Here is a 20,197-nt window from a genome sequence, read left to right on the forward strand (position 1 = left end):
ATCACAATTAAGGGTTTGCATGAAATACTTTTTCTTATTGGTAAGTCTTGTTACAACTACAGGGTGTTTGGGACAGGGGATATCCGGTTCCGAACTCTTGGCCAAGGCCATTGAATATCATGACCCCAATGACCATTGGCAATCCTTTAAAAGTGAATTTACGGTGACCTTGGAATCGCCCAAAGGGGATAAAAGAATAAGCCGGATAAATATTGACCGTCCCGCATCCTCCTTTAAGCTAACCACAAATAAGGCAGGAAAAACCACGGAACAGATGGTGATTGGTGATAAATGCCTTTTAAAAGTTGATGGTACAGACATTACTTCAGAACAGGATATGGCATCCCATGATATCTCCTGTGAACGTGCCAAAAAAATGAGGGACTATTACACCTATCTCTATGGCCTTCCTATGAAATTAAGGGACCCGGGAACCCTTATAGACCCAAATGTTGAAACCAAAACCATTAGGGACAAGGAATATTTGACACTAAAAGTGACATATACCGAGGATGTGGGAAGGGATACCTGGTATTTCTATTTTGACCCTAACAGCTATGCCATGAAAGCTTATCAATTCTTCCATGATGAAACCAAAAATGATGGGGAATACATTGTATTGACAGGGGAAGAGATCATCAACGATGTTAAAATGCCCAAGAACAGGGCGTGGTACTACAACAGGAACGATCAATATTTAGGCACCGATATTTTGAGTAAATAGACCCGGTGATCTATCTATAAAAATTCATTTCATCCATATATTTCCAGACTTTTTCCGGAAGCATAGGTCTCACATTCTTGCCCAATTTATGTTGTGCCCTTATAAAGGTTGAGGATATTTCCATGATAGGAGCTTCCACGTGTTGAATCTTATCGTGATTTCTAAAACGATGTACTACCTCTCCTTCAGAAATTCTTGGATAGACATAGATGAAGTGGTTTTCAAGAATTACTTCATAATTCTTCCATTTATGCAGTCCCTTCAAATTATCCTCCCCCATTATTAAACAGAAATTATATTTGTCATCATACTTATCAAGTAGATAAGCAAGGGTATTTACGGTATAATTGGGCTGGGGAAGATCAAACTCTATTTTGCTCGGCTTTAATTTGGGATAATCCAAGGTAGCTTCAGCAACTAGCTGATATCGATGATGATTGTCCAACAAACTTTTTTTGGTTTTAAACGGACTTTGTGGAGTAACCACAAACCATACCTCATCCAAATCAGAAAACTCTACCATATGATTGGCAATCACCAAATGCCCAATATGGATAGGATTGAAGGTGCCGAAATAAAGTCCAATTTTTTTATTCATGCGAAGTTTGATTCAATACCATTTTTCAAAGAAGTCCTCCCAAGATGTAACAGCACTGGGCAATCCGAACCGGGATCTGTTTTCCTATATTTTGTTTTTAACTTCAACACCAACATACTCCGCTACCAACCTATGTGCTTCCTCCAGGGCGGTATCCAAATCGTAATTCTTGATAACCACATCAAATTGGGGAGCAGTGGCCAACTCCACTGAAGCTTTCGCAATCCGCATGTTAATTTTATCCTCGGACTCCGTACTGCGTTTTTTCAACCTAATTTTAAGTTCATCAACACTGGGAGGCTTTACAAACACGGCAAGTGTCTGATCTGGAAACTTCTTCTTGATACGCAGGCCACCAACCACGTCTATATCAAAAATTACGTTCTTGCCTTCTGCCCAAAGTCGGTCTACCTCACTTTTTAAAGTCCCGTAGAAATTATCCCTATACACCTCTTCCCATTCCAAAAAGTCATCGTTCTTAATGTGCCTCTTAAATTCGGACAAGGTCATAAAATAATAATGTTCGCCATGCTTTTCCTTGCCCCTCCTAGGCCTGGAGGTGGCAGAAATGGAAAATGCCAAATTGAGCTCCGGCTGATTTAATAAATGTTTGACGATAGTAGTTTTTCCACTGCCCGAGGGGGCAGAAAAAATAATTAGCTTTCCTCCTTTCATTATAAAACGTTAAGCATTTGTTCCTTAATCTTTTCCAATTCATCCTTCATCTGCACCACCAGCTGTTGCATAGGGGCAAAATTTGCCTTGGAACCAATGGTATTGATTTCCCTTCCTATTTCCTGACTAATAAAGCCCAGCTTTTTACCATTGGAGTCGTCCGATTTAAGGGTGGCGGCAAAATAATCCAAGTGGTTCAGCAAACGGACTTTTTCTTCAGTGATATCATATTTCTCCAGATAATAAATAAGCTCCTGTTCAAAACGGTTTGTATCAAGATCGGCCTTTAAGTCGGCAACAGCCTTTTCCAGCCGTTCCCTTATCGTTAGAAGCCTATCGGGGTCCATTTGTGCCACCTGTTCCAATAAGCTCTTTAAAACGCCTATTCTGGCCTCAAAATCGGCTTCCAAAACCTTTCCCTCTTCCGTTCTAAAAATGTTTATTTCCTTTAGGGCCTCCTCCAATGATTCCTTAATGACCTTGTATTCCTCCTCATCAATGTCCTCCCGTTCCGTTTTCATAGTATCGGGCATACGCATAGCAATTTCCAAAAGACCCATCTCATTACCTGAAACAATATGTCCCAACTGCTTCATGTATTGCCTAACCACTACTTCGTTTACCTCAGAAGAAGTCTCTGTGCCGGTATTTTCAATATAAAGTCCAAAATCTATCTTGCCCCTGACCAATGAGCCTGCAATAGTCCTGCGCAATTCCAATTCCTTTTCCCTGTATGTAGAAGGAATTCTAGCGTTTAAATCGAGACTTTTGCTGTTAAGGGATTTAATTTCTATTGTAATTTTTTTAGATGGAAGTTGAATTACATGCTTCCCAAACCCTGTCATTGATTGGATCATAAATTGTTTTTAGAATTTGTCAAAGGTAAATAAAATTGGGGTTTGTATAAAGGATGGTATGGGACCTGAATAATTCCTTACAAATAACCTATTTTTTTAATATAAAACATCATCCTAAATTGGATGGGTCCTTATCTAATAATGGCCTTCCGTTTTTGTCAAAATTAATCCTCAATTGGCGCTCACACCAAAAAATTCCCGCAAATATGGCTACGATTAAGAAAAAAGCAGAAATACCCATAGCCCAACGGGGAGTAATGAAATAGGCAATTACACCCGCTATAAAAGTTGAAATTCCAACCCACAACATCATCTTGGCCCCAATGTAATTGGCAAAATCCCAAGTTTCCTGGTTCCGCATACTTCTACGCGTCCGATAGCCATAGAGGTAATTGATGCTCTTGGGTGGATGTACTTTATAGATCCAGGAAATAATGGTTAAAACTAGACCGGGCGCTGTTGCTGAACAGAAAAACACCCACTCCATCTAAAGCTCCCTTACCCATATATTCCTGTAACTTACCCTACTGTTGTCCCCGTGGTCCTGAAGTCTTAAAGGGCCCTTTCCATGTGCGGGGTTTTTGGGCCAACCTATGTAGGGGGTGGTTCCCTTAATTTCAACATTATCCTGAATCAGCACACCATTATGCAAAACCGTTACTGTTCCGGATTTAATTTTATCCCCCGCATCATTGAACTCCGGTGCGTGATAAACAATATCATAGATATTCCATTCCCCTGTAGGCACCGATGCCATGGCGAGCGGTACGTGTTGCTTGTAGATTGAACCCACTTGGCCGTTTACATAGGTATCATTATCATTGTTGTCCAAGACCTGAACCTCGTACAGTCCATTTAAAAAGACCCCGCTATTGCCCCTACTTTGTCCTTTTCCCTGAACTTCTGCCGGGGATTTCCATTCCAAGTGCAATTGTATACTTCCAAAATTTTGGACCGTCTGTATATCACCCGTCTTGTTGTTAACGGTCATACTACCATCATTGTTTACGATCCACTTGGCTGCCGTACTATCCCTAGAGCTGATCCAATTGTCCAAATTGTCCCCACTAAAAAGTACAATAGCATCACTGGGTGCTTTTTTTATAGGGTCAAATGGATTTACTACTGGAGGCACGGGCTTATAAATTTCGGTCTCTTCGGGTGTAGTAGGTTCAGTACCGGAGTATTCATCGTGTACTACTATTTCCTCCCCCGTTGATTTTGGTTTTTTTGGTTCCAATGGATCCACATTGACCTTTTCCTTGCACGCAAATGCCGTCAACAAAATTAAAGGGATATAAAAAGAATTTATCCGCATACGCATATCCAATAATATTTTAATCCAATGTTTTTATCTTAATATTTCTATAGGAAACTATATCACCATGGTCCTGTAATCCTATTTTACCAGTCTTATACTTGCCAAAATGCTCCGACCCTTTAAATTTAGACTTATCAATCATTGCCTCCCATTCCTCTCCATGTACCGGGAAAGAAGCTATTTCCGTACCATTCAACAAAACATTCCCTTTATTGGTTATATGGTCTACGGTAATAACACAGGTGTTCCATTCCCCAACAGGTTTGGTTACGTCCTCACTAGGACCAACCATATCGTACAAAGCCCCTGCCTGTCTTACAGGTCCATTTTTTGCATCAGGGTGTTTTTCATTGTCCAAAACTTGTATTTCCGGTCCAGAGTGGTAAGCCTCACGAAGGCTTTCAATTTCTTGCACTCCCCAGAAAATACCACTGTTGCCCCCCTCTGAGATTTTCCAATCTATGGATAGAACAAAGTTGGTAAACTCCTCTTTGGTCACTAAATTATATTTCTCGCCTTTTTCCCGTTCCTTAGGTGGATAAAAGACCATGGCACCGTCCTCTATTTTCCAGGCCTCCCCGACCCCATCTTCCTTATACCGTTTCCAGGCATCGAAATTGGTTCCGTCAAAAAGTACCTTCCATTCCCCTTCAATTAGGGCTGTTGGAGGTGGAGTTGTTTTCTCAGAATTGGCAAGGGGATCTGAGTCTAAGTCTATGTTATTTTTATCCGTTTTATCCTTACAACCTATTACCATAACGGCTATCAAGGCACTAAATATTAATTTTTTCATCTTCTTATTTGTTGAAATTAAAGTCCTAATATCTTTTTTAATACCGTTTTATCTATGGCGGCCCCTGCAAAATCATCAAAGGTCTTTTCTGTGGCTTCAATAATATGGTCCTGGATAAATTTGGCACCTTCCCTGGCCCCCTGTTCCGGACTCTTTATACAGCATTCCCATTCCATTACCGCCCAAACATCGCATCCATACTGGGTTAGTTTAGAGAAGATAGACTTAAAATCAATCTGCCCATCCCCAAGGGAACGATATCTGCCTGCACGGTCGCCCCAATCGTTAAAGCCTCCAAAGGCACCCTTTTTTCCCGTTGGGTTAAATTCGGAATCCTTAACGTGAAACGATTTTATGAATTCGTGATAATGGTCTATGTAGGCTATGTAATCCAATTGCTGAAGTACAAAATGACTTGGATCGTACAGAATATTAACCCGTTTATGGTTACCGGTAGCGGCCAAGAAACGCTCAAAAGTATCCCCATCGTGAAGATCTTCCCCAGGGTGGATTTCGTAGCATACGTCCACACCTTCCTTATCAAAGTGATTTAGGATGGGCAACCACCTTTTTGCCAACTCCTCAAAGCCCATTTCTACCAATCCGGCAGGTCTTTGTGGCCATGGGTGGGCGGTATGCCATAGTAGGGAGCCCGAGAAAGTGGCATGCGCATTTAGTCCTAGTCTACGACTCGCGGTGGCTCCTTTTTTAACAACATCGATGGCCCATTCGGTTCGTGCTTTTGGGTTGTTCTTTACCTTGTCCGGTGCGAAATTGTCGAACATCAAATCGTAAGCAGGGTTTACAGCAACCAATTGTCCCTGTAAATGCGTAGACAACTCTGTAATTTCCAACCCATAGGAATTTATCTTTCCCTTTAATTCGTCACAATAGGTCTGACTCTCGGCTGCTTTATCCAAATCGATAAGAAAATCGACCCAAGTTGGTATCTGTATTCCCTTATATCCTAAATCGGATGCCCATTTACAAATGCCATCCAAAGAATTGAATGGTGCTTTTTCATCAACAAATTGTGCTAAAAATACGGCTGGCCCTTTAATTGTCTTCATTTTGATTTTATTATTTAAGTGTAATTGAAAATAAGCTTCGTTAACATTTAGGATAAAAATCCTATATTTAAAGTTTGTAGCATATACCTACAAATGCGAAGTTATAAATATAGGAAAAGCATCAGAATTAAAACAGGAAATATAGAATGAATCAGAGTGAAATGTTTGATGCAATTGTTGTAGGTACCGGTATCAGTGGAGGCTGGGCAGCTAAAGAACTTTGCGAGAATGGGTTAAGGACTTTGGTGCTGGAAAGGGGGCCAATGGTAAAGCATATCGAGGATTATCCCACAATGAACGATGACCCATGGGATTACCCGCTAAAAGGCGAATTATCCAAATCCGATAAAGAGAAATATCACATACAAAGTAGGTTGAATTGGGCACCAGATGAGAGCAATAAGCATTTCTTTGTAAACGATTTGGAGCACCCTTATGTGCAAACCAAAAGATTTGATTGGATAAGAGGGTATCAGGTTGGCGGGCGTTCCTTAACCTGGGGAAGACAAAGCTACCGCTGGAGTGATATCGATTTTGAGGCCAATAAAAAAGAAGGCATAGGGGTTGATTGGCCTGTTAGATACAAGGACATTTCACCATGGTATGACAAGGTTGAAGAATATATAGGGGTCAGTGGCCAAGCCCTTGGGCTTGAACAGTTGCCCGATGGCAAATTTCAACCCCCCATGAAATTGAACTGTGTAGAAGAGGACTTTCAAAAATCGATCGAAAAAAAATTTGATGATGGCCGTTTGGTGACCATTGGGCGTACTGCACACATTACGGATCCCAATGCAGATTTTGAAGGTCGCGGAGTGTGTCAAAATCGAGATAGATGTTGGCGCGGTTGTCCTTTTGGAGGCTATTTTAGCAGCAATTCATCTACTTTACCAGCCGCAGAAAGAACTGGGAATATGACGCTCAGACCCAATTCCATTGTGTATGAAGTGGTCTATGACGATAAAACCAAAAAAGCCACCGGAGTAAAAATCATAGATGCGGTGACCAACGAAAAAATAGAATTCAAGGCCCGTGTTATTTTTCTTTGTGCTTCAGCCATGGCTTCCGTCGGTATTTTACTGCAATCAAAAAGTGAACGCTTTCCCAACGGTCTTGGTAATGATTCGGATGCCCTGGGAAGAGGAATCATGGACCATCATTATAAATTAGGGGCAACTGCCAAAGTAGATGGGTATTTGGATAAATATTATAAAGGTCGCCGTGCCAATGGTTTCTATATTCCGCGATTCGTAAATATGGACGAAAAGACCAAACGCAATGATTATATCCGTGGATTCGGATTTCAAGGTACTGCCAGTAGAGGCGATTGGTCGGAAGCCATTGGGGAATTGGGATTCGGAAAAGAACTCAAAGAAAGCATTCTTAAGCCCGGCCAATGGACGATAGGGGTCACTGGATTTGGAGAGTTCCTGCCATATGACGATAATAGGGTTACCTTAAGCCCTACCGAAAAAGATAAATGGGGACTTCCGCAATTGGCCTTTGATGTTGAGTTTAAGGAGAACGAGTTGAATATGCGCAAGGATATCATTAAAGTTATTATTGAAATGTTTGAAGCTGCCGGATTTAAAGATGTACGTTCCTATGAGGAACCTTCGGGACCGGGATTGGGTATACATGAAATGGGTGGAGCCCGTATGGGGCATGACCCAAAAACCTCAATATTGAATAAATACAATCAAGTGCATCTGGTTCCCAATGTTTATGTCACCGATGGCGCCTTTATGACCTCTTCCAATTGTGTAAATCCATCACTGACTTATATGGCGTTTACGGCCAGGGCAGCAAATCACGCTTCCAAACAATTGAAAGCTGGTAAATTTTCATAACATACTTCGAGAAATAATTAATGTATTTTACCGTTACTGTTAAACCTTAGACCTAATTAGAATGGACAATGCTTCGGCTAGAAATATGTGGGGTGATTATTTGGACGCCCATTTGGAATTCGCTTTTGTAGAAGCACCTAAAGTGCTTCACTTCAGCGACAATGAACAAGATACAGACCACAGTGTGGGTCTTGTTCTTAAAAACCTTAAAAATGCCGCTTCCTTTTCCCTTTTGGGCATGCAGCACAGAAAAGAGCCACTCCCCAAAGTAGGTGCTTTTATGATCCTTACGGATTGGAACGGCAAGGCAAAATGCATTGTTAGGACAACCGCTGTAAAGCTGAAGCCCTTTTTTAGTATTACCAAAGAATATGTTCAAATGGATGGCCTAGGGGATAAAAGCCTGGAATATTGGAAAAAATACCATTGGGATTATTTCTCCCGAGAATTGGCCCCTTTTAATCGTGTCCCCAGGGATAGTATGATCGTGGTCTGTGTAGAGTTTGAAAAGGTATACGGATAAACTTAAACATCTTTTATATATAGATAAGGGCCGCAATTGCGGCCCTTATTCTTTACACTTAATCCTAAATTTATTTCAGATTGATCCAAACATTGCCCTTTTTGTTGGACTCCACAGAACTCTCTATAAAATCCAGACCGCGAACACCGTCCATCATGGTAGGGAATTCGCCATCGTTATATTTTTCACCACGAATTGCCCTTGCAACCCCCAAATAGATGTTGGCCATGGAATCAAAAATTCCTTCAGGGTGCCCTGGAGGCAATTTAGTACCTCCCAAGGATAATTTGGAATTGTAGGCATGTCCCGGTTTATAGACCTGAAGAGGTTTATCATCACTTAGGACATATAGATAATTGGGATTTTCCTGCTCCCATCTAAGTCCGCCCTTCTCACCATAAATAGCAATGGTAAGTCCGTTTTCTTCACCTGTAGCCACCTGGCTGGAACGAATAACCCCTTTCACATGCTTGTCCATACGGATCAATACCGTACCGTCTACATCCATTTGGTTATCCTCGTACAAATAATTGAAATCGGCCAGAATGGATTTTATGGTCAATCCGGTAGTATATTCAATCATATTAAAGGCATGCACCCCTATATCACCCATACAGGAACTGATACCTGCTTTTTTGGGGTCCAACCTCCAAACTGTTGAACGTTTGGCCTTGTCGTGGATAATAGAGTTGATCCAGCCTTGATAATATGCCGCATCCACCTTATGTATTTTCCCAATAGCACCTGCCTTAATCATCTCCCTCATTTGCCTAACCATAGGATATCCCGTGTAGGTATGGGTAACCGCAAAAACGGTCTTGGCCTTTTCCAAGGTAGCCTGTAATATTTTAGCCTCCTCGTAAGTGGTGGTCATAGGTTTTTCACAAATTACGTGAAACCCATTTTCCAACAACTTTTTGGCCATAGGAAAATGCAAAAAGTTTGGGGTAAGTACGGAACATACCTGAATACGCTCTTCCTTCGGAAGTTTTAATTCCTCTTCCACCAAGGTATCAAAATCCTTATAAATCCTATTGGTAGGTACATCTATTTCCTTGGCAAAAGCAACATTGGCTTCAAAGTCCGGGTTAAACACTGCACCAACAATTTCGTAATTGTCATTAATTTGGGATGCCACTCGGTGCAAAACCCCAATAAGGGAGTCTCCTCCACCCCCTAAAATTCCTAATCTAATTTTCTTGCTCATAATGTATTTATTCCTAAGTTACTCTTTATATTCTACTTCCTCGTTCTTAAAAAATATTGCGAACAATATCATTGCCCCTAAGGCAAAAATAGCAGGAAATGTCCAGATATCCGTCCAGCTGTGCACCCCTTCGCCAATTATATAGCTATCGGTTATTTTTCCTGCCACCCAAAAACCAATCAACATTCCAACACCATAGGTTGCCAAGGTTATCAATCCCTGGGCAGCGCTCTTAAATTTGTCACCCGCCTTTGAATCCGTATAAATCTGCCCGGATACAAAGAAAAAATCATAACATATACCGTGAAGGGCTATGCCCAATATTAACATAAAGGCCAAATCCCCGGCATTTCCGTATGCAAATAGGAGATACCTAACGGTCCATGCCAGCATCCCGGCAATCAGGGTATTTTTAAATCCAAATTTCTTAAAGAAATATGGCAATAACAACATAAATAAAACCTCCGAACCTTGGCCAATGGTCATTTTACCAGTGGGATTTTCCATTCCGATCTCCGACAAAAATGGATTTGCATTTTGGTAATAAAAGGCCAATGGAATACAAATCAAAATAGATGAAAGAAAGAAAATAAAGAAATTTCTATCCTTTAAGAGCTTCAGGGCATCCAACCCCAAAATACTTGAAATGGATATCTTTTCATCCGTTTTCACCTTTGGTGGTGTTTTCGGTAGGGTAAAACTAAATATCCCCAATATGGCGGAGGCAATAGCCACCATTAAAAAAGTATTTTTCAAAAGGCCTTCTTCCCTAGAGGTTTCGGAATCCCATAGGAACACAAAACTAATGATTAGTCCTGCAACAATCCACCCTATAGTACCAAAAACCCTCACAAAGGAAAACTCCTTGGCAGGGTTCTTCATTTGGCTAAAGGAGATGGAATTCACCAAGGCCAAAGTTGGCATATATAGAATCATATAACCAAGTACATAAGGGTAGAAACCCGCAAAGTCCACGGCCATATACATTTGATACATCATTAACGCACCCAGAAGATGCAAAACCCCTAGAATTCGCTCTGCGTTGAAATATCTATCCGCTATTAAACCTATAATAAAAGGTGCAATTATGGCTCCCCAGGATTGGGTGGAATACGCCATGGCCGATTCTGCCCCGGTAGCCTTAAGATTATGTCCCAAAAAAGTGCCCAATGTTACAAACCAACCTCCCCAAATAAAAAATTCGAGGAACATCATTAAGGACAGCTGAACTTTGGTCTTTACATTCACGTTTAGGTGGTATATTTATCGCTTATAAGTTGCATAATCCAAGACCAAGGGTTCAATGGAGTTGTTTCTGAAATCAACGGAAATCTGAGCCCTGTGGTGGGTTGAGTGGTTTATGATATGAAATAACATATCCTGAATGGTATTGGTAAACAACCTCCCCTGGGAATTCTCATAATCCAAGCGCTTTTCAAAACTATCCACGTTGGTAATAATTTCAAAAGAGCTTCTTTGATTTTCATAATGCAAATCGCCCCAATCTTTTAACGATTGCAACTGAAATACACCGTATTCTGCTTTTTTACCCAGAATTCTGGCATTCCATATATGGTGCGCATTTAATATATGACTGAAGAGTTCCGTGGTCCTCTCTGGAACATTCTCCAGCTTTTGGCACTCTTCAATCAATTTTTTATTGCAGTAAAAGTTATAATCGAATAGCTGATTGAAAAAAGCCTTCATATAAAATATTACTAATTAAGTTCTTTACCGGCTTTTATCAATAAATCCCTGGTAGCGATTATCCCTTGCTCCTCACTTAGAGCGCTACCTTCGTATTCCACACCAATAAAACCTGTATAACCGGCATCTTTAACTATTTTAAGTATTCTAGGGTAGTCCAGTTTGGTTTCATTGCCCTCCGCGTCAAAATCGTAGGACTTGGCACTGACGGCCAGGGCGTGCGGCATTAGTTCACTAATTCCTTTATAAATGTCATACTCCTCGGCACAGCCATCCTTGGTTCTTTCTATACAAAAGTTGCCAAAATCAGGAAGGGTACCGCAATTGTCCATATTTACCTTGGTCATAACCTCTGCCAACATAGCCGCATTGGACGACAGGCCACCATGGTTTTCTACCAAAACTTCAATATTCTTTCCTTTGGCATAGGTGGCCAACTGGGTTAAACCATCTACGGAACCGGCCATCCACTCATTGGGAACCTTGCTCCCAGATAGGTTTACCCTAATGGCATGGCAACCCATATCCGCAGCGGCATCTACCCATTTATAATGGTTTTCGACAGCTTCCTTTCTTTTTTTATCATCCGTTGTAGCAAGATCCCCTTGACCATCGATCATGATCAGGACATTTTGCATACCATGTTTTTTGCTCTCTGCATTACATTTTTCAACGAAGGCAGCCATGGCTTCCTTGGAAAAATTTGCAGCCTGCAATTCCTTATAATATAAACCACTTACATACTCCAAACCTGTAAAACCCCAATTCTTGGCTTTTTCAGCAAAAGTATATGGATCCACACCCTCTTCACGTACCATTCTATGCATTGACCATTGGGCCAATGACAATTTAAAAAAAGGTTCTGTGGCTTTAGCGGATACCTCAGCGGTCTCCACATCTTTAGGCTGCTCCTTGGGGGCTTCCTTACAAGACAACACACCCATTAACAAGGCAACCATTACCACCTTGATCCCTTTGATTTTCAAATTTTTTTGCTCCATTTTTAAGTTTTGTGATTAAATCCAAGAATTAACAATTACTATAACGTTATAGTGCCATAGTATTAATATATATAGGGTTTAAATGTAAAAAATTAATTTTATATTTAATAAATTTATTAAATAAACAATTTCATAAATGAGCAAGTTCAATAACAATGAAGTGCAGGATTCTTATGATGCAATTGTCGTAGGCACAGGCATTAGCGGAGGATGGGCCGCCAAAGAATTATGTGAAAAGGGACTCAAAACCCTAGTTCTGGAACGTGGAAGAATGGTAAAACACATTGAGGACTACGAGACAGCCAATCTAGATCCTTGGGATTTTCCTAATGCCGGCGAACCTACCAGGGAAGATATTGAAAAACAACCTAAACAGAACAGAACGGGATATACCACCAATGCAGCCAGTAAAATGTGGTTTGTTAACGATTTGGAGCATCCATACAATGAAATAAGACGATTTGACTGGATGAGAGGTTACCACTTGGGTGGGCGGTCATTACAATGGGGACGTCAGAGCTACCGTTGGAGCGACATCGATTTTACAGCCAACCAAAGAGAAGGTATTGCCGTTGATTGGCCAGTTCGATATAAGGATATTGCGCCATGGTACTCAAAAGTGGAAAACTTTATTGGCGTTAGTGGAGAGGCACTTAACCTACCTCAATTGCCCGATAGTGATTTTCTGCCTGCCATGGAAATGAATTGTGTGGAAGAACATTTTAAGAACAGGGTAACCGAGGGCTTTGAAGACCGTGCCGTAACCATAGGTCGGGTTGCCCATATTACAGGGACCAAAAATTTTGACGGACGTACCAAATGTCAATATAGAAACAGATGTATCAGAGGATGTCCTTTTGGGGGCTATTTTAGCAGTCTGTCCTCTACCCTCCCAGCGGCAGAAGCAACTGGAAATATGACATTGCGTACAGACTCCATTGTCCATGAAGTTATGTACGATCCCAATACCAAGAAGGCAACAGGGGTAAAGGTAATAGACAGACTTACCAAGGAAACACATGAATTTAAGGCAAAGGTCATTTTCCTATGCGCCTCTGCCATTGCATCTACAGCCATTTTAATGCAGTCCAAATCCGACAGATTTCCAAATGGTATGGGCAACGACTCGGATCAATTGGGCCGCAATATTATGGACCACCATTTAGGGGTAGGTGCTTCCGGTAAATTCGATGGCTTTGAGGACAAATATTATAAAGGCCGAAGACCTAATGGGATATATATTCCCAGATTTAGGAACCTAGGAGGTGCTACCGATAGAAAAGACTACAAGCGTGGCTTCGGTTATCAAGGTGGCGCCAGTAGGGGCAATTGGGAAGAAACGGTTGCAGAGCTCTCTTACGGTAAAGAATTTAAGGAAAATATGCTTAAACCTGGAGGTTGGAGAATGGGAATTGGAGGTTTTGGAGAGGTACTCCCCTATGAGGACAACAGAATGACCTTGGATTACGACAAATTGGATAGCTGGGGATTGCCTACGGTAACTTTTGATGCCGATTTACAGGAAAATGAATTCAACATGCGTAAAGACATGCAGGAATCTGCAGTTGAAATGCTGGAAAAAGCTGGATTACGGGATGTTAAAGGACATGATGGTCCTACCGGCTTAGGGCTGGGCATTCACGAAATGGGTACTGCCAGAATGGGCCGTAACAGAAAAACATCTGTACTTAACGGTAACAATCAAATACACGATGTGCCCAATGTTTACGTTACCGATGGGGCGTTTATGACCTCTGCCAGTTGTGTAAACCCATCATTGACTTACATGGCCTTCACTGCCAGGGCCGCCGATCATGCGGTTAAAGAACTTAAAAAAGGAAATATATAATGGATAGAAGAAAAGCACTCAAAAATATGGGGCTGGCATTAGGATACACTGTTGCCACCCCCACCTTGATCAGTATTGTACAAAGTTGTAAAAAAGATGCTGCAATTGTTTGGACCCCGGATTTTCTAACATCTGCCGAAGGATCTGTTCTGACCCATTTGGTAGATATTATCATGCCTAAGACGGATACGCCTTCAGCTTCCGAAGTACAGGTCCATATCTTTATAGACCGTTTTGCCGATCAGGTAATGGAAAAGGAACAACAAGATCTTTTAAAGATGACCATGGGGAAATTCACGGACAAGGCCTTACAGGATTCCGGTAAGAAGGAAATCGCGGACCTAACCCCTGAAGATTTGGAACCGGTTTTGGCCAGTGCCCTCAAAATTTCCAAAGAAGATCAAGCCAAAAACTTTAAGGTAATAAATACTTATACCGAAGCCGTAAAGGCCGGAAAAACTGCCACCTTGGATGATGAGGCTTCAAGATTCGCCTTCGCCAATAATTTGAGGGGGTTGGTGATATTGGGCTATAAATCATCCGAGTTTGTAGGTGAAAATGTATTGCCCTATTTACCTGTTCCAGGTGAATATATTGCCTGTGGAGACCTTCAGGAACTTAGTGGCGGAAAGGTTTGGTCCCTGTAAAAAGTATGATCATCAAAAATTGAGAAAAAGCTAAAAGGACTGGGATAGCTTATGGCCATCAGGTTCTTTTAGCATTGTTTTATTATAAAAATCCAACCATATCCAAAAAAAATGAAAAGAAGAGATTTTATACAAAAAACTGCCCTAACCAGCAGTGCGGTTACCTTAGGAGGATCTTTAGCCTATGGGGCCAACACCAATCTAGACATGAAACATACGTTCAACCTAAAATACGCCCCACATTTCGGAATGTTCAAGAACCTTGCAGGGGATGACCTTATTGACCAAATAAATTTCATGGCCGACCAAGGGTTTACTGCATTTGAAGACAACGGCATGATGGGCAGGGATGTGGCAACCCAAACCAAAATTGGAGAAACCTTGGCCAAACGCAATATGACCATGGGTGTCTTTGTGATAGACAAGGGGGGCAACATGGCCAACACCTTAGCTGCCGGTAAACAAGAATACATTGACATCTTTTTGGACGGATGCAAAAGAGCTGTAGAGGTAGCCAAACGCGTCAACGCCAAATGGATGACCGTTGTTCCTGGTGGATTTGAAAGAAAATTGCCGATAGGTATTCAGGATGGCAATGTTATAGAAGCATTGAAAAGGGGTGCTGAGATTTTGGAACCCCACGGCCTGGTCATGGTATTGGAACCTTTGTCCGACTCCCCCGATCTATATTTACAGAATTCCGATCAGACCTATATGATCTGCAAGGGGGTGGACAGTCCTTCCTGTAAAATATTGTTCGACATCTACCATATGCAGAAAACTGAAGGTCATTTGATCCACAATATGGAACTTACTTGGGATGAGATCGACTATATCCAAATAGGGGACAATCCTGGTAGAAAGGAGCCCACTACGGGAGAAATTAATTACAAAAATGTATTTAAATATATACACAGTAAAGGTTTTAAAGGAGTCTTGGGTATGGAACACGGTAATTCCAAACCGGACAAGGAAGGTGAAATGGCCGTAATCAATGCCTACAAATCAGAAGATAATTTTTTGTAGTACGAACTACATTTTAGGACTCTAAGGCCACTTATTTAACTTTGCATTTAGAAAGTTTCCATCTTGTTTCCCCGTCAAAGGAACAAGATGGAACTTTATTTTTATACCATAGCGATTTATTTAATATTGTTTGTCCTAGGGCGAATAATATATCACCATCATTTTAAAAAATGAACATGGTGCATTGCGTTATATTCTTGTTTTTGAGATAATTATGATCTATTTTTCAATTCGCATCGTATATTAATTAATAAGCTATTTTAAGTCGGGGCAAAATGGATAATTACATCACTATTCTGGTCATTTATTGTATAGCGTTCCTATGTGCGTTTATACTAAAACCCTATATATCCAATAAATAAGAACAACGTATCAGTAGATAAAGGGAATGATCGTTCCATATTTTCCCTGTCCATACAATAAAAAAATCCCCGAAGAATACTTCGGGGATTATTTGTTTCTCAACTATGTTCTATAAGCCATTTAGGAGCCACACATTAAACAATCGTCGTCTGCCTGACCCTCCTTTGCCTTGGCTATCAATTCCTTCATCTCAGCAGCTGTCAAAGGCTGAACATCCAATTCTTGTGGATTGGCTGAAGTAGCCTCGACTTTAATCGTCTTGGCAACAGCGGGTGCCACTACAGTGCTTTCCACTTCTGCAATCACAGGGACTTCCTGCTTCTTGCTGTTATCCAAAGTAAACTTAATGGCATCTGCAGCCGCTTTGGTCCTTAGGTAGTACATACCAGTTTTAAGTCCGCTCTTCCATGCATAGAAATGCATTGAAGTCAATTTGGAATAGTTTGCGTTCTCCATGAACAAGTTTAGGGACTGACTCTGGTCTATGAAATATCCTCGTTGTCTGGACATATCAATTATATCCTTCATACTCAATTCCCAAACCGTTTTGTACAACTCCTTAATCTCGGCAGGTATATTCTCTATGTGCTGTACTGAACCATTGGCACGCATTAATTCCTGCTTCATATTCTCGTTCCACAGTCCAAGATTTACCAAATCTTCCAAAAGGTGCTTATTCACAACAATAAACTCACCGGACAAAACCCTACGGGTATATATATTAGAGGTATATGGTTCAAAGCACTCATTGTTACCCAGTATTTGCGATGTTGAAGCGGTAGGCATTGGGGCTACCAATAGAGAGTTACGAACTCCGTTCTTTTTTACTTCTTTGCGCAATTTTGCCCAATCCCATCTACCGGACAGCTCTTCATCCTTAACACCCCACAAATTATGCTGGAATTCCCCTTTGGATATTGGAGAACCTTCATAGGATGAATATGCGCCTTCCTCTTTTGCCATTTCCATGGAAGCTGTAACCGCAGCAAAATATAGCGTCTCAAAAATTTCTTGGTTCAATTCCTTGGCAGCATCACTGGTAAATGGCAATCTCAACATAATAAATGCATCTGCCAAACCTTGCACACCCAAACCAATAGGCCTGTGGCGCATGTTGGAATTTTCGGCCTCCTTAATGGGGTAATAATTTCTATCTATTACCCTATTTAAATTTTTGGTAACACGTTTTGTTACCCTAAACAATTCCTTGTGATCAAACTCTCCATTCTTAATAAACATGGGAAGTGCAATGGAAGCCAAATTACATACCGCTACCTCATCCGGGGAAGTATATTCCAGTATTTCTGTACATAGATTGGACGAACGAATAGTTCCCAAGTTTTGTTGGTTGCTCTTCCTATTGGCGGCATCCTTGTAAAGCATATAAGGCGTTCCGGTCTCTATCTGTGATTCCAAAATCTTCTCCCAAAGCTCACGGGCCTTAACGGTTTTACGCCCTTTATTTTGTGCTTCGTATTGGATATACAATTTCTCAAACTCCTCACTATGATGGTTAAATAGTCCGGGACATTCATTAGGGCACATTAGGGTCCAATTTTCATTGGCCTCAACCCTTTTCATGAACAAATCCGGAATCCACATGGCATAAAACAGGTCTCTAGCCCTCATTTCTTCCTTTCCGTGATTTTTCTTTAGATCCAAGAAATCGTATATGTCCGCATGCCATGGTTCCACATAGATCGCAAAACTCCCCTTACGCTTTCCACCACCCTGATCTACGTACCTTGCGGTATCGTTAAACACCTGTAGCATTGGTACAATACCATTGGACGTTCCGTTGGTACCGGCAATATAAGAACCTGTGGCCCTTACATTGTGTATGGAAAGACCTATACCTCCGGCAGATTGGGAAATTTTTGCCGTTTGTTTAAGCGTATCATAAATACCATCAATACTATCGTCCTTCATTGCCAAAAGGAAACAGGAAGACATTTGAGGTTTTGGAGTCCCTGAATTAAATAAGGTAGGTGTAGCGTGGGTAAAGTATTTTTTGGACATCAACTCATAGGTCTCCAAGGCCGAATCCAAATCGTTCAAGTGGATCCCAATGGATACCCTCATCAACATATGCTGTGGCCTTTCGGCAATCTTTCCATTAAGTTTCAAAAGATATGAACGTTCCAAAGTCTTAAATCCGAAATAATCGTAGCCAAAATCCCGGTTATAAATAATGGTAGAATCCAACCTATCCGCATTCGCAGCAACAACCTCATAAACCTCATCAGAAAGCAAAGGTGCCTTTTTTCCGGTTCTAGGGTTAACATATTCATAAAGATCCTTCATCGTTTCGGAAAAGGATTTCTTGGTATTCTTATGTAGGTTGGAAACAGAAATACGGGCCGCCAATTTAGCGTAATCCGGATGGGAAGTAGTCATTGTAGCTGCTATTTCGGCCGCTAGATTGTCCAGCTCCGAGGTAGTTACACCATCATATAGTCCTTCTATAACCCGCATGGCAACCTTCAATGGGTCCACCAGGTCATTAAGACCATAACACAATTTTCTTACTCTGGCCGTGATCTTATCGAACATCATCAGCTCTTTTCTTCCATCTCTTTTTACTACGTACATGTTGCTACAATTTATTTAAATAATACTTGATTTTGGGTTATGGCCCAATATGTTAAAAACGTTAACATATCAAATTCATCGCATAAAAATCCCCTTATAACCCAAAGGGGACTCTTATTTATTATTATACCTATTCTTAAAAATCCGCGTCGAAGCTGATTTTCTGGGAATCGTCATCCTTATCCTTGTTCATGACTCCGGCCTTTTGGTATTCGGCCACTCTTTTTTCAAAGAAATTGGTTTTCCCCTGTAGGGAAATCATATCCATAAAATCAAAAGGATTGGTAGAGTTGTAAACTTTATCACATTCCAATTCCACTAACAAACGGTCCGTTACAAACTCAAGGTACTGAGTCATCAACTTAGAATTCATTCCTATTAAACTTACTGGAAGCGATTCTGTAATAAACTCCCTTTCTATGTTCAAGGCGTTCACCAAAATTTCGGTAATCCTAGCTTTGGGAACCTTGTTTATAAGATGCTTGTTATGAAGATGAACGGCATAATCACAGTGCATCCCCTCATCCCTCGAAATTAATTCATTGGAAAAAGTAAGTCCAGGCATCAACCCTCTTTTCTTTAGCCAAAATATAGAGCAGAATGCGCCAGAGAAGAAAATACCTTCCACCGCAGCAAAGGCAATTAGACGTTCTGCAAAACTTGGAGACTCTATCCACTTCAATGCCCAATCCGCCTTTTTCTTTATTGCCGGAAAATTCTCAATGGCATTAAAAAGCAAATCCTTTTCCTTTTCATCCTTTACATAGGTATCTATCAGAAGGGAATAGGTTTCAGAATGGATATTTTCCATCATTATCTGGAAACCGTAGAAGAACTTTGCCTCGGCATATTGAACTTCACTTACAAAATTTTCCGCTAGATTTTCATTTACAATACCATCGGACGCGGCAAAAAACGCAAGGATATGCTTAATGAAATAACGCTCATCGCTATTCAGCTTGTTGTTCCAATCATTAAGATCCGTGTGCAGGTCAATTTCTTCAGCAGTCCAAAAACTAGCCTCACATTTCTTGTACCAATCCCACAAATCATGGTGTTTAATAGGGAAAATAACAAATCGGTTAAGGTTTTCTTTCAGAATCGGCTCTATAGCTGCTGACATATCTTTTTTAGATTTATAGGGTTTCTTAAACTTAGGCGAAAAATTGCCCTCGATAGGAGATAACAAAGATTGCAAAATACCCCCAATAACTAAAGCCAAATAAGCATTATTAACCACAAAGTTTTTAACACAAAATGTTGAAATGTTACCTCGCTAGTGATGTTCATTACCTTTATAGTACAAAGTGAAATGGAAAAAATACCAATGGTTTCCTTGAAAAAATTATCCCAAAAAAATAAACCAAAAAGTATATAAAAAACATACTCTTTGG

At 40.8% G+C, this 20,197-nt stretch carries 19 protein-coding genes; 6 read left to right on the forward strand and 13 right to left on the reverse strand.

Features of this window, described 5'->3' with window-relative positions; translation table 11 throughout:
* The first annotated feature begins 19 nt into the window (after window positions 1-19).
* A complete protein-coding gene (locus BUA60_RS01390) occupies window positions 20-724 on the forward strand; it encodes a DUF6503 family protein (RefSeq protein WP_072859958.1) in 705 nt (234 codons plus the stop codon).
* Between the two features lie 10 nt (window positions 725-734).
* Here the strand turns inward: BUA60_RS01390 and nadD are convergent, their stop codons facing one another.
* The 7 genes from nadD to BUA60_RS01425 form a co-directional block, all read right to left on the reverse strand.
* Window positions 735-1,322, reverse strand: a complete 588-nt coding sequence (gene nadD / locus BUA60_RS01395; RefSeq protein WP_072859959.1) for a nicotinate (nicotinamide) nucleotide adenylyltransferase — start codon at window positions 1,320-1,322, stop codon at window positions 735-737.
* 84 nt (window positions 1,323-1,406) lie between these two features.
* A complete protein-coding gene (gene gmk, locus BUA60_RS01400; RefSeq protein ID WP_072859960.1) occupies window positions 1,407-1,997 on the reverse strand; it encodes a guanylate kinase in 591 nt (196 codons plus the stop codon).
* Complete coding sequence (locus BUA60_RS01405) at window positions 1,997-2,854, reverse strand: YicC/YloC family endoribonuclease (protein ID WP_072859961.1); 858 nt, start codon at window positions 2,852-2,854, stop codon at window positions 1,997-1,999. Before BUA60_RS01405 ends, gmk begins: the two co-directional genes overlap by 1 nt.
* 109 nt (window positions 2,855-2,963) lie before the next feature.
* Window positions 2,964-3,341: an SdpI family protein gene (locus BUA60_RS01410; protein ID WP_072859962.1), complete on the reverse strand. Its 378-nt coding sequence runs from the start codon at window positions 3,339-3,341 to the stop codon at window positions 2,964-2,966.
* Window positions 3,342-4,178: a 3-keto-disaccharide hydrolase gene (locus tag BUA60_RS01415; RefSeq protein WP_072859963.1), complete on the reverse strand. Its 837-nt coding sequence runs from the start codon at window positions 4,176-4,178 to the stop codon at window positions 3,342-3,344.
* A 13-nt stretch (window positions 4,179-4,191) separates the two neighbouring features.
* Window positions 4,192-4,968, reverse strand: a complete 777-nt coding sequence (locus BUA60_RS01420) for a 3-keto-disaccharide hydrolase (protein WP_072859964.1) — start codon at window positions 4,966-4,968, stop codon at window positions 4,192-4,194.
* Between the two features lie 17 nt (window positions 4,969-4,985).
* Window positions 4,986-6,038 (reverse strand): sugar phosphate isomerase/epimerase family protein, encoded by a 1,053-nt coding sequence (locus tag BUA60_RS01425; RefSeq protein WP_072859965.1) that lies wholly within the window; start codon window positions 6,036-6,038, stop codon window positions 4,986-4,988.
* Window positions 6,039-6,184: 146 nt separating this feature from the next.
* On the opposite strand from BUA60_RS01425, the gene BUA60_RS01430 reads away from it, so the two are divergent.
* Together BUA60_RS01430 and BUA60_RS01435 are read left to right on the forward strand one after the other, a co-directional pair.
* A complete protein-coding gene (locus tag BUA60_RS01430; RefSeq protein ID WP_072859966.1) occupies window positions 6,185-7,888 on the forward strand; it encodes a GMC oxidoreductase in 1,704 nt (567 codons plus the stop codon).
* A 61-nt stretch (window positions 7,889-7,949) separates the two neighbouring features.
* On the forward strand, window positions 7,950-8,411 hold the full coding sequence (locus tag BUA60_RS01435) for an ASCH domain-containing protein (RefSeq protein ID WP_072859967.1): 462 nt from the start codon (window positions 7,950-7,952) through the stop codon (window positions 8,409-8,411).
* 70 nt (window positions 8,412-8,481) lie between these two features.
* Here the strand turns inward: BUA60_RS01435 and BUA60_RS01440 are convergent, their stop codons facing one another.
* The 4 genes from BUA60_RS01440 to BUA60_RS01455 are packed head-to-tail and all read right to left on the reverse strand — an operon-like array spanning window position 8,482 to window position 12,326.
* Window positions 8,482-9,618 carry a Gfo/Idh/MocA family protein gene (locus BUA60_RS01440; RefSeq protein ID WP_072859968.1) on the reverse strand — a complete coding sequence of 379 codons (1,137 nt, stop codon included), beginning with the start codon at window positions 9,616-9,618 and terminating at the stop codon, window positions 8,482-8,484.
* 18 nt (window positions 9,619-9,636) lie between these two features.
* Window positions 9,637-10,866, reverse strand: a complete 1,230-nt coding sequence (locus tag BUA60_RS01445) for a nucleoside permease (RefSeq protein ID WP_072859969.1) — start codon at window positions 10,864-10,866, stop codon at window positions 9,637-9,639.
* A 15-nt stretch (window positions 10,867-10,881) separates the two neighbouring features.
* Window positions 10,882-11,325, reverse strand: coding sequence for a DinB family protein (locus BUA60_RS01450; RefSeq protein WP_072859970.1), 444 nt, complete (start codon window positions 11,323-11,325; stop codon window positions 10,882-10,884).
* Window positions 11,326-11,336: 11 nt separating this feature from the next.
* Window positions 11,337-12,326, reverse strand: coding sequence for a sugar phosphate isomerase/epimerase family protein (locus BUA60_RS01455; RefSeq protein WP_072859971.1), 990 nt, complete (start codon window positions 12,324-12,326; stop codon window positions 11,337-11,339).
* A 136-nt stretch (window positions 12,327-12,462) separates the two neighbouring features.
* Between BUA60_RS01455 and BUA60_RS01460 the strand changes: the two genes are divergently transcribed.
* The 3 genes from BUA60_RS01460 to BUA60_RS01470 all read left to right on the forward strand — a co-directional run bounded on the left by BUA60_RS01460 (window position 12,463) and on the right by BUA60_RS01470 (window position 15,848).
* The gene (locus BUA60_RS01460) at window positions 12,463-14,175 is read left to right on the forward strand and encodes a GMC oxidoreductase (RefSeq protein ID WP_072859972.1); all 1,713 of its coding nucleotides are present in this window, start codon (window positions 12,463-12,465) and stop codon (window positions 14,173-14,175) included.
* On the forward strand, window positions 14,175-14,822 hold the full coding sequence (locus tag BUA60_RS01465) for a gluconate 2-dehydrogenase subunit 3 family protein (protein WP_072859973.1): 648 nt from the start codon (window positions 14,175-14,177) through the stop codon (window positions 14,820-14,822). The genes BUA60_RS01460 and BUA60_RS01465 overlap by 1 nt, the downstream gene beginning before the upstream one ends.
* 111 nt (window positions 14,823-14,933) lie before the next feature.
* The gene (locus tag BUA60_RS01470) at window positions 14,934-15,848 is read left to right on the forward strand and encodes a hydroxypyruvate isomerase family protein (RefSeq protein ID WP_072859974.1); all 915 of its coding nucleotides are present in this window, start codon (window positions 14,934-14,936) and stop codon (window positions 15,846-15,848) included.
* 483 nt (window positions 15,849-16,331) lie between these two features.
* Here the strand turns inward: BUA60_RS01470 and BUA60_RS01475 are convergent, their stop codons facing one another.
* Together BUA60_RS01475 and BUA60_RS01480 are read right to left on the reverse strand one after the other, a co-directional pair.
* Complete coding sequence (locus tag BUA60_RS01475) at window positions 16,332-18,803, reverse strand: ribonucleoside-diphosphate reductase subunit alpha (RefSeq protein ID WP_072859975.1); 2,472 nt, start codon at window positions 18,801-18,803, stop codon at window positions 16,332-16,334.
* Window positions 18,804-18,939: 136 nt separating this feature from the next.
* On the reverse strand, window positions 18,940-19,926 hold the full coding sequence (locus BUA60_RS01480; protein ID WP_072860804.1) for a ribonucleotide-diphosphate reductase subunit beta: 987 nt from the start codon (window positions 19,924-19,926) through the stop codon (window positions 18,940-18,942).
* Window positions 19,927-20,197: the final 271 nt, after the last annotated feature.

It is taken from the genome of Arenibacter palladensis, assembly GCF_900129275.1.
Classification (GTDB): domain Bacteria; phylum Bacteroidota; class Bacteroidia; order Flavobacteriales; family Flavobacteriaceae; genus Arenibacter; species Arenibacter palladensis.

What these genes read in the sequence shown, in the direction of transcription:
- BUA60_RS01390 (WP_072859958.1), top strand. Translation starts at nt 20, where the DNA reads ATGAAATACTTTTTCTTATTGGTAAGTCTTGTTACAACTACAGGGTGT.
- nadD (WP_072859959.1), bottom strand. Translation starts at nt 1,322, where the DNA reads ATGAATAAAAAAATTGGACTTTATTTCGGCACCTTCAATCCTATCCAT.
- gmk (WP_072859960.1), bottom strand. Translation starts at nt 1,997, where the DNA reads ATGAAAGGAGGAAAGCTAATTATTTTTTCTGCCCCCTCGGGCAGTGGA.
- BUA60_RS01405 (WP_072859961.1), bottom strand. Translation starts at nt 2,854, where the DNA reads ATGATCCAATCAATGACAGGGTTTGGGAAGCATGTAATTCAACTTCCA.
- BUA60_RS01410 (WP_072859962.1), bottom strand. Translation starts at nt 3,341, where the DNA reads ATGGAGTGGGTGTTTTTCTGTTCAGCAACAGCGCCCGGTCTAGTTTTA.
- BUA60_RS01415 (WP_072859963.1), bottom strand. Translation starts at nt 4,178, where the DNA reads ATGCGTATGCGGATAAATTCTTTTTATATCCCTTTAATTTTGTTGACG.
- BUA60_RS01420 (WP_072859964.1), bottom strand. Translation starts at nt 4,968, where the DNA reads ATGAAAAAATTAATATTTAGTGCCTTGATAGCCGTTATGGTAATAGGT.
- BUA60_RS01425 (WP_072859965.1), bottom strand. Translation starts at nt 6,038, where the DNA reads ATGAAGACAATTAAAGGGCCAGCCGTATTTTTAGCACAATTTGTTGAT.
- BUA60_RS01430 (WP_072859966.1), top strand. Translation starts at nt 6,185, where the DNA reads ATGAATCAGAGTGAAATGTTTGATGCAATTGTTGTAGGTACCGGTATC.
- BUA60_RS01435 (WP_072859967.1), top strand. Translation starts at nt 7,950, where the DNA reads ATGGACAATGCTTCGGCTAGAAATATGTGGGGTGATTATTTGGACGCC.
- BUA60_RS01440 (WP_072859968.1), bottom strand. Translation starts at nt 9,618, where the DNA reads ATGAGCAAGAAAATTAGATTAGGAATTTTAGGGGGTGGAGGAGACTCC.
- BUA60_RS01450 (WP_072859970.1), bottom strand. Translation starts at nt 11,325, where the DNA reads ATGAAGGCTTTTTTCAATCAGCTATTCGATTATAACTTTTACTGCAAT.
- BUA60_RS01455 (WP_072859971.1), bottom strand. Translation starts at nt 12,326, where the DNA reads ATGGAGCAAAAAAATTTGAAAATCAAAGGGATCAAGGTGGTAATGGTT.
- BUA60_RS01460 (WP_072859972.1), top strand. Translation starts at nt 12,463, where the DNA reads ATGAGCAAGTTCAATAACAATGAAGTGCAGGATTCTTATGATGCAATT.
- BUA60_RS01465 (WP_072859973.1), top strand. Translation starts at nt 14,175, where the DNA reads ATGGATAGAAGAAAAGCACTCAAAAATATGGGGCTGGCATTAGGATAC.
- BUA60_RS01470 (WP_072859974.1), top strand. Translation starts at nt 14,934, where the DNA reads ATGAAAAGAAGAGATTTTATACAAAAAACTGCCCTAACCAGCAGTGCG.
- BUA60_RS01475 (WP_072859975.1), bottom strand. Translation starts at nt 18,803, where the DNA reads ATGTACGTAGTAAAAAGAGATGGAAGAAAAGAGCTGATGATGTTCGAT.
- BUA60_RS01480 (WP_072860804.1), bottom strand. Translation starts at nt 19,926, where the DNA reads ATGTCAGCAGCTATAGAGCCGATTCTGAAAGAAAACCTTAACCGATTT.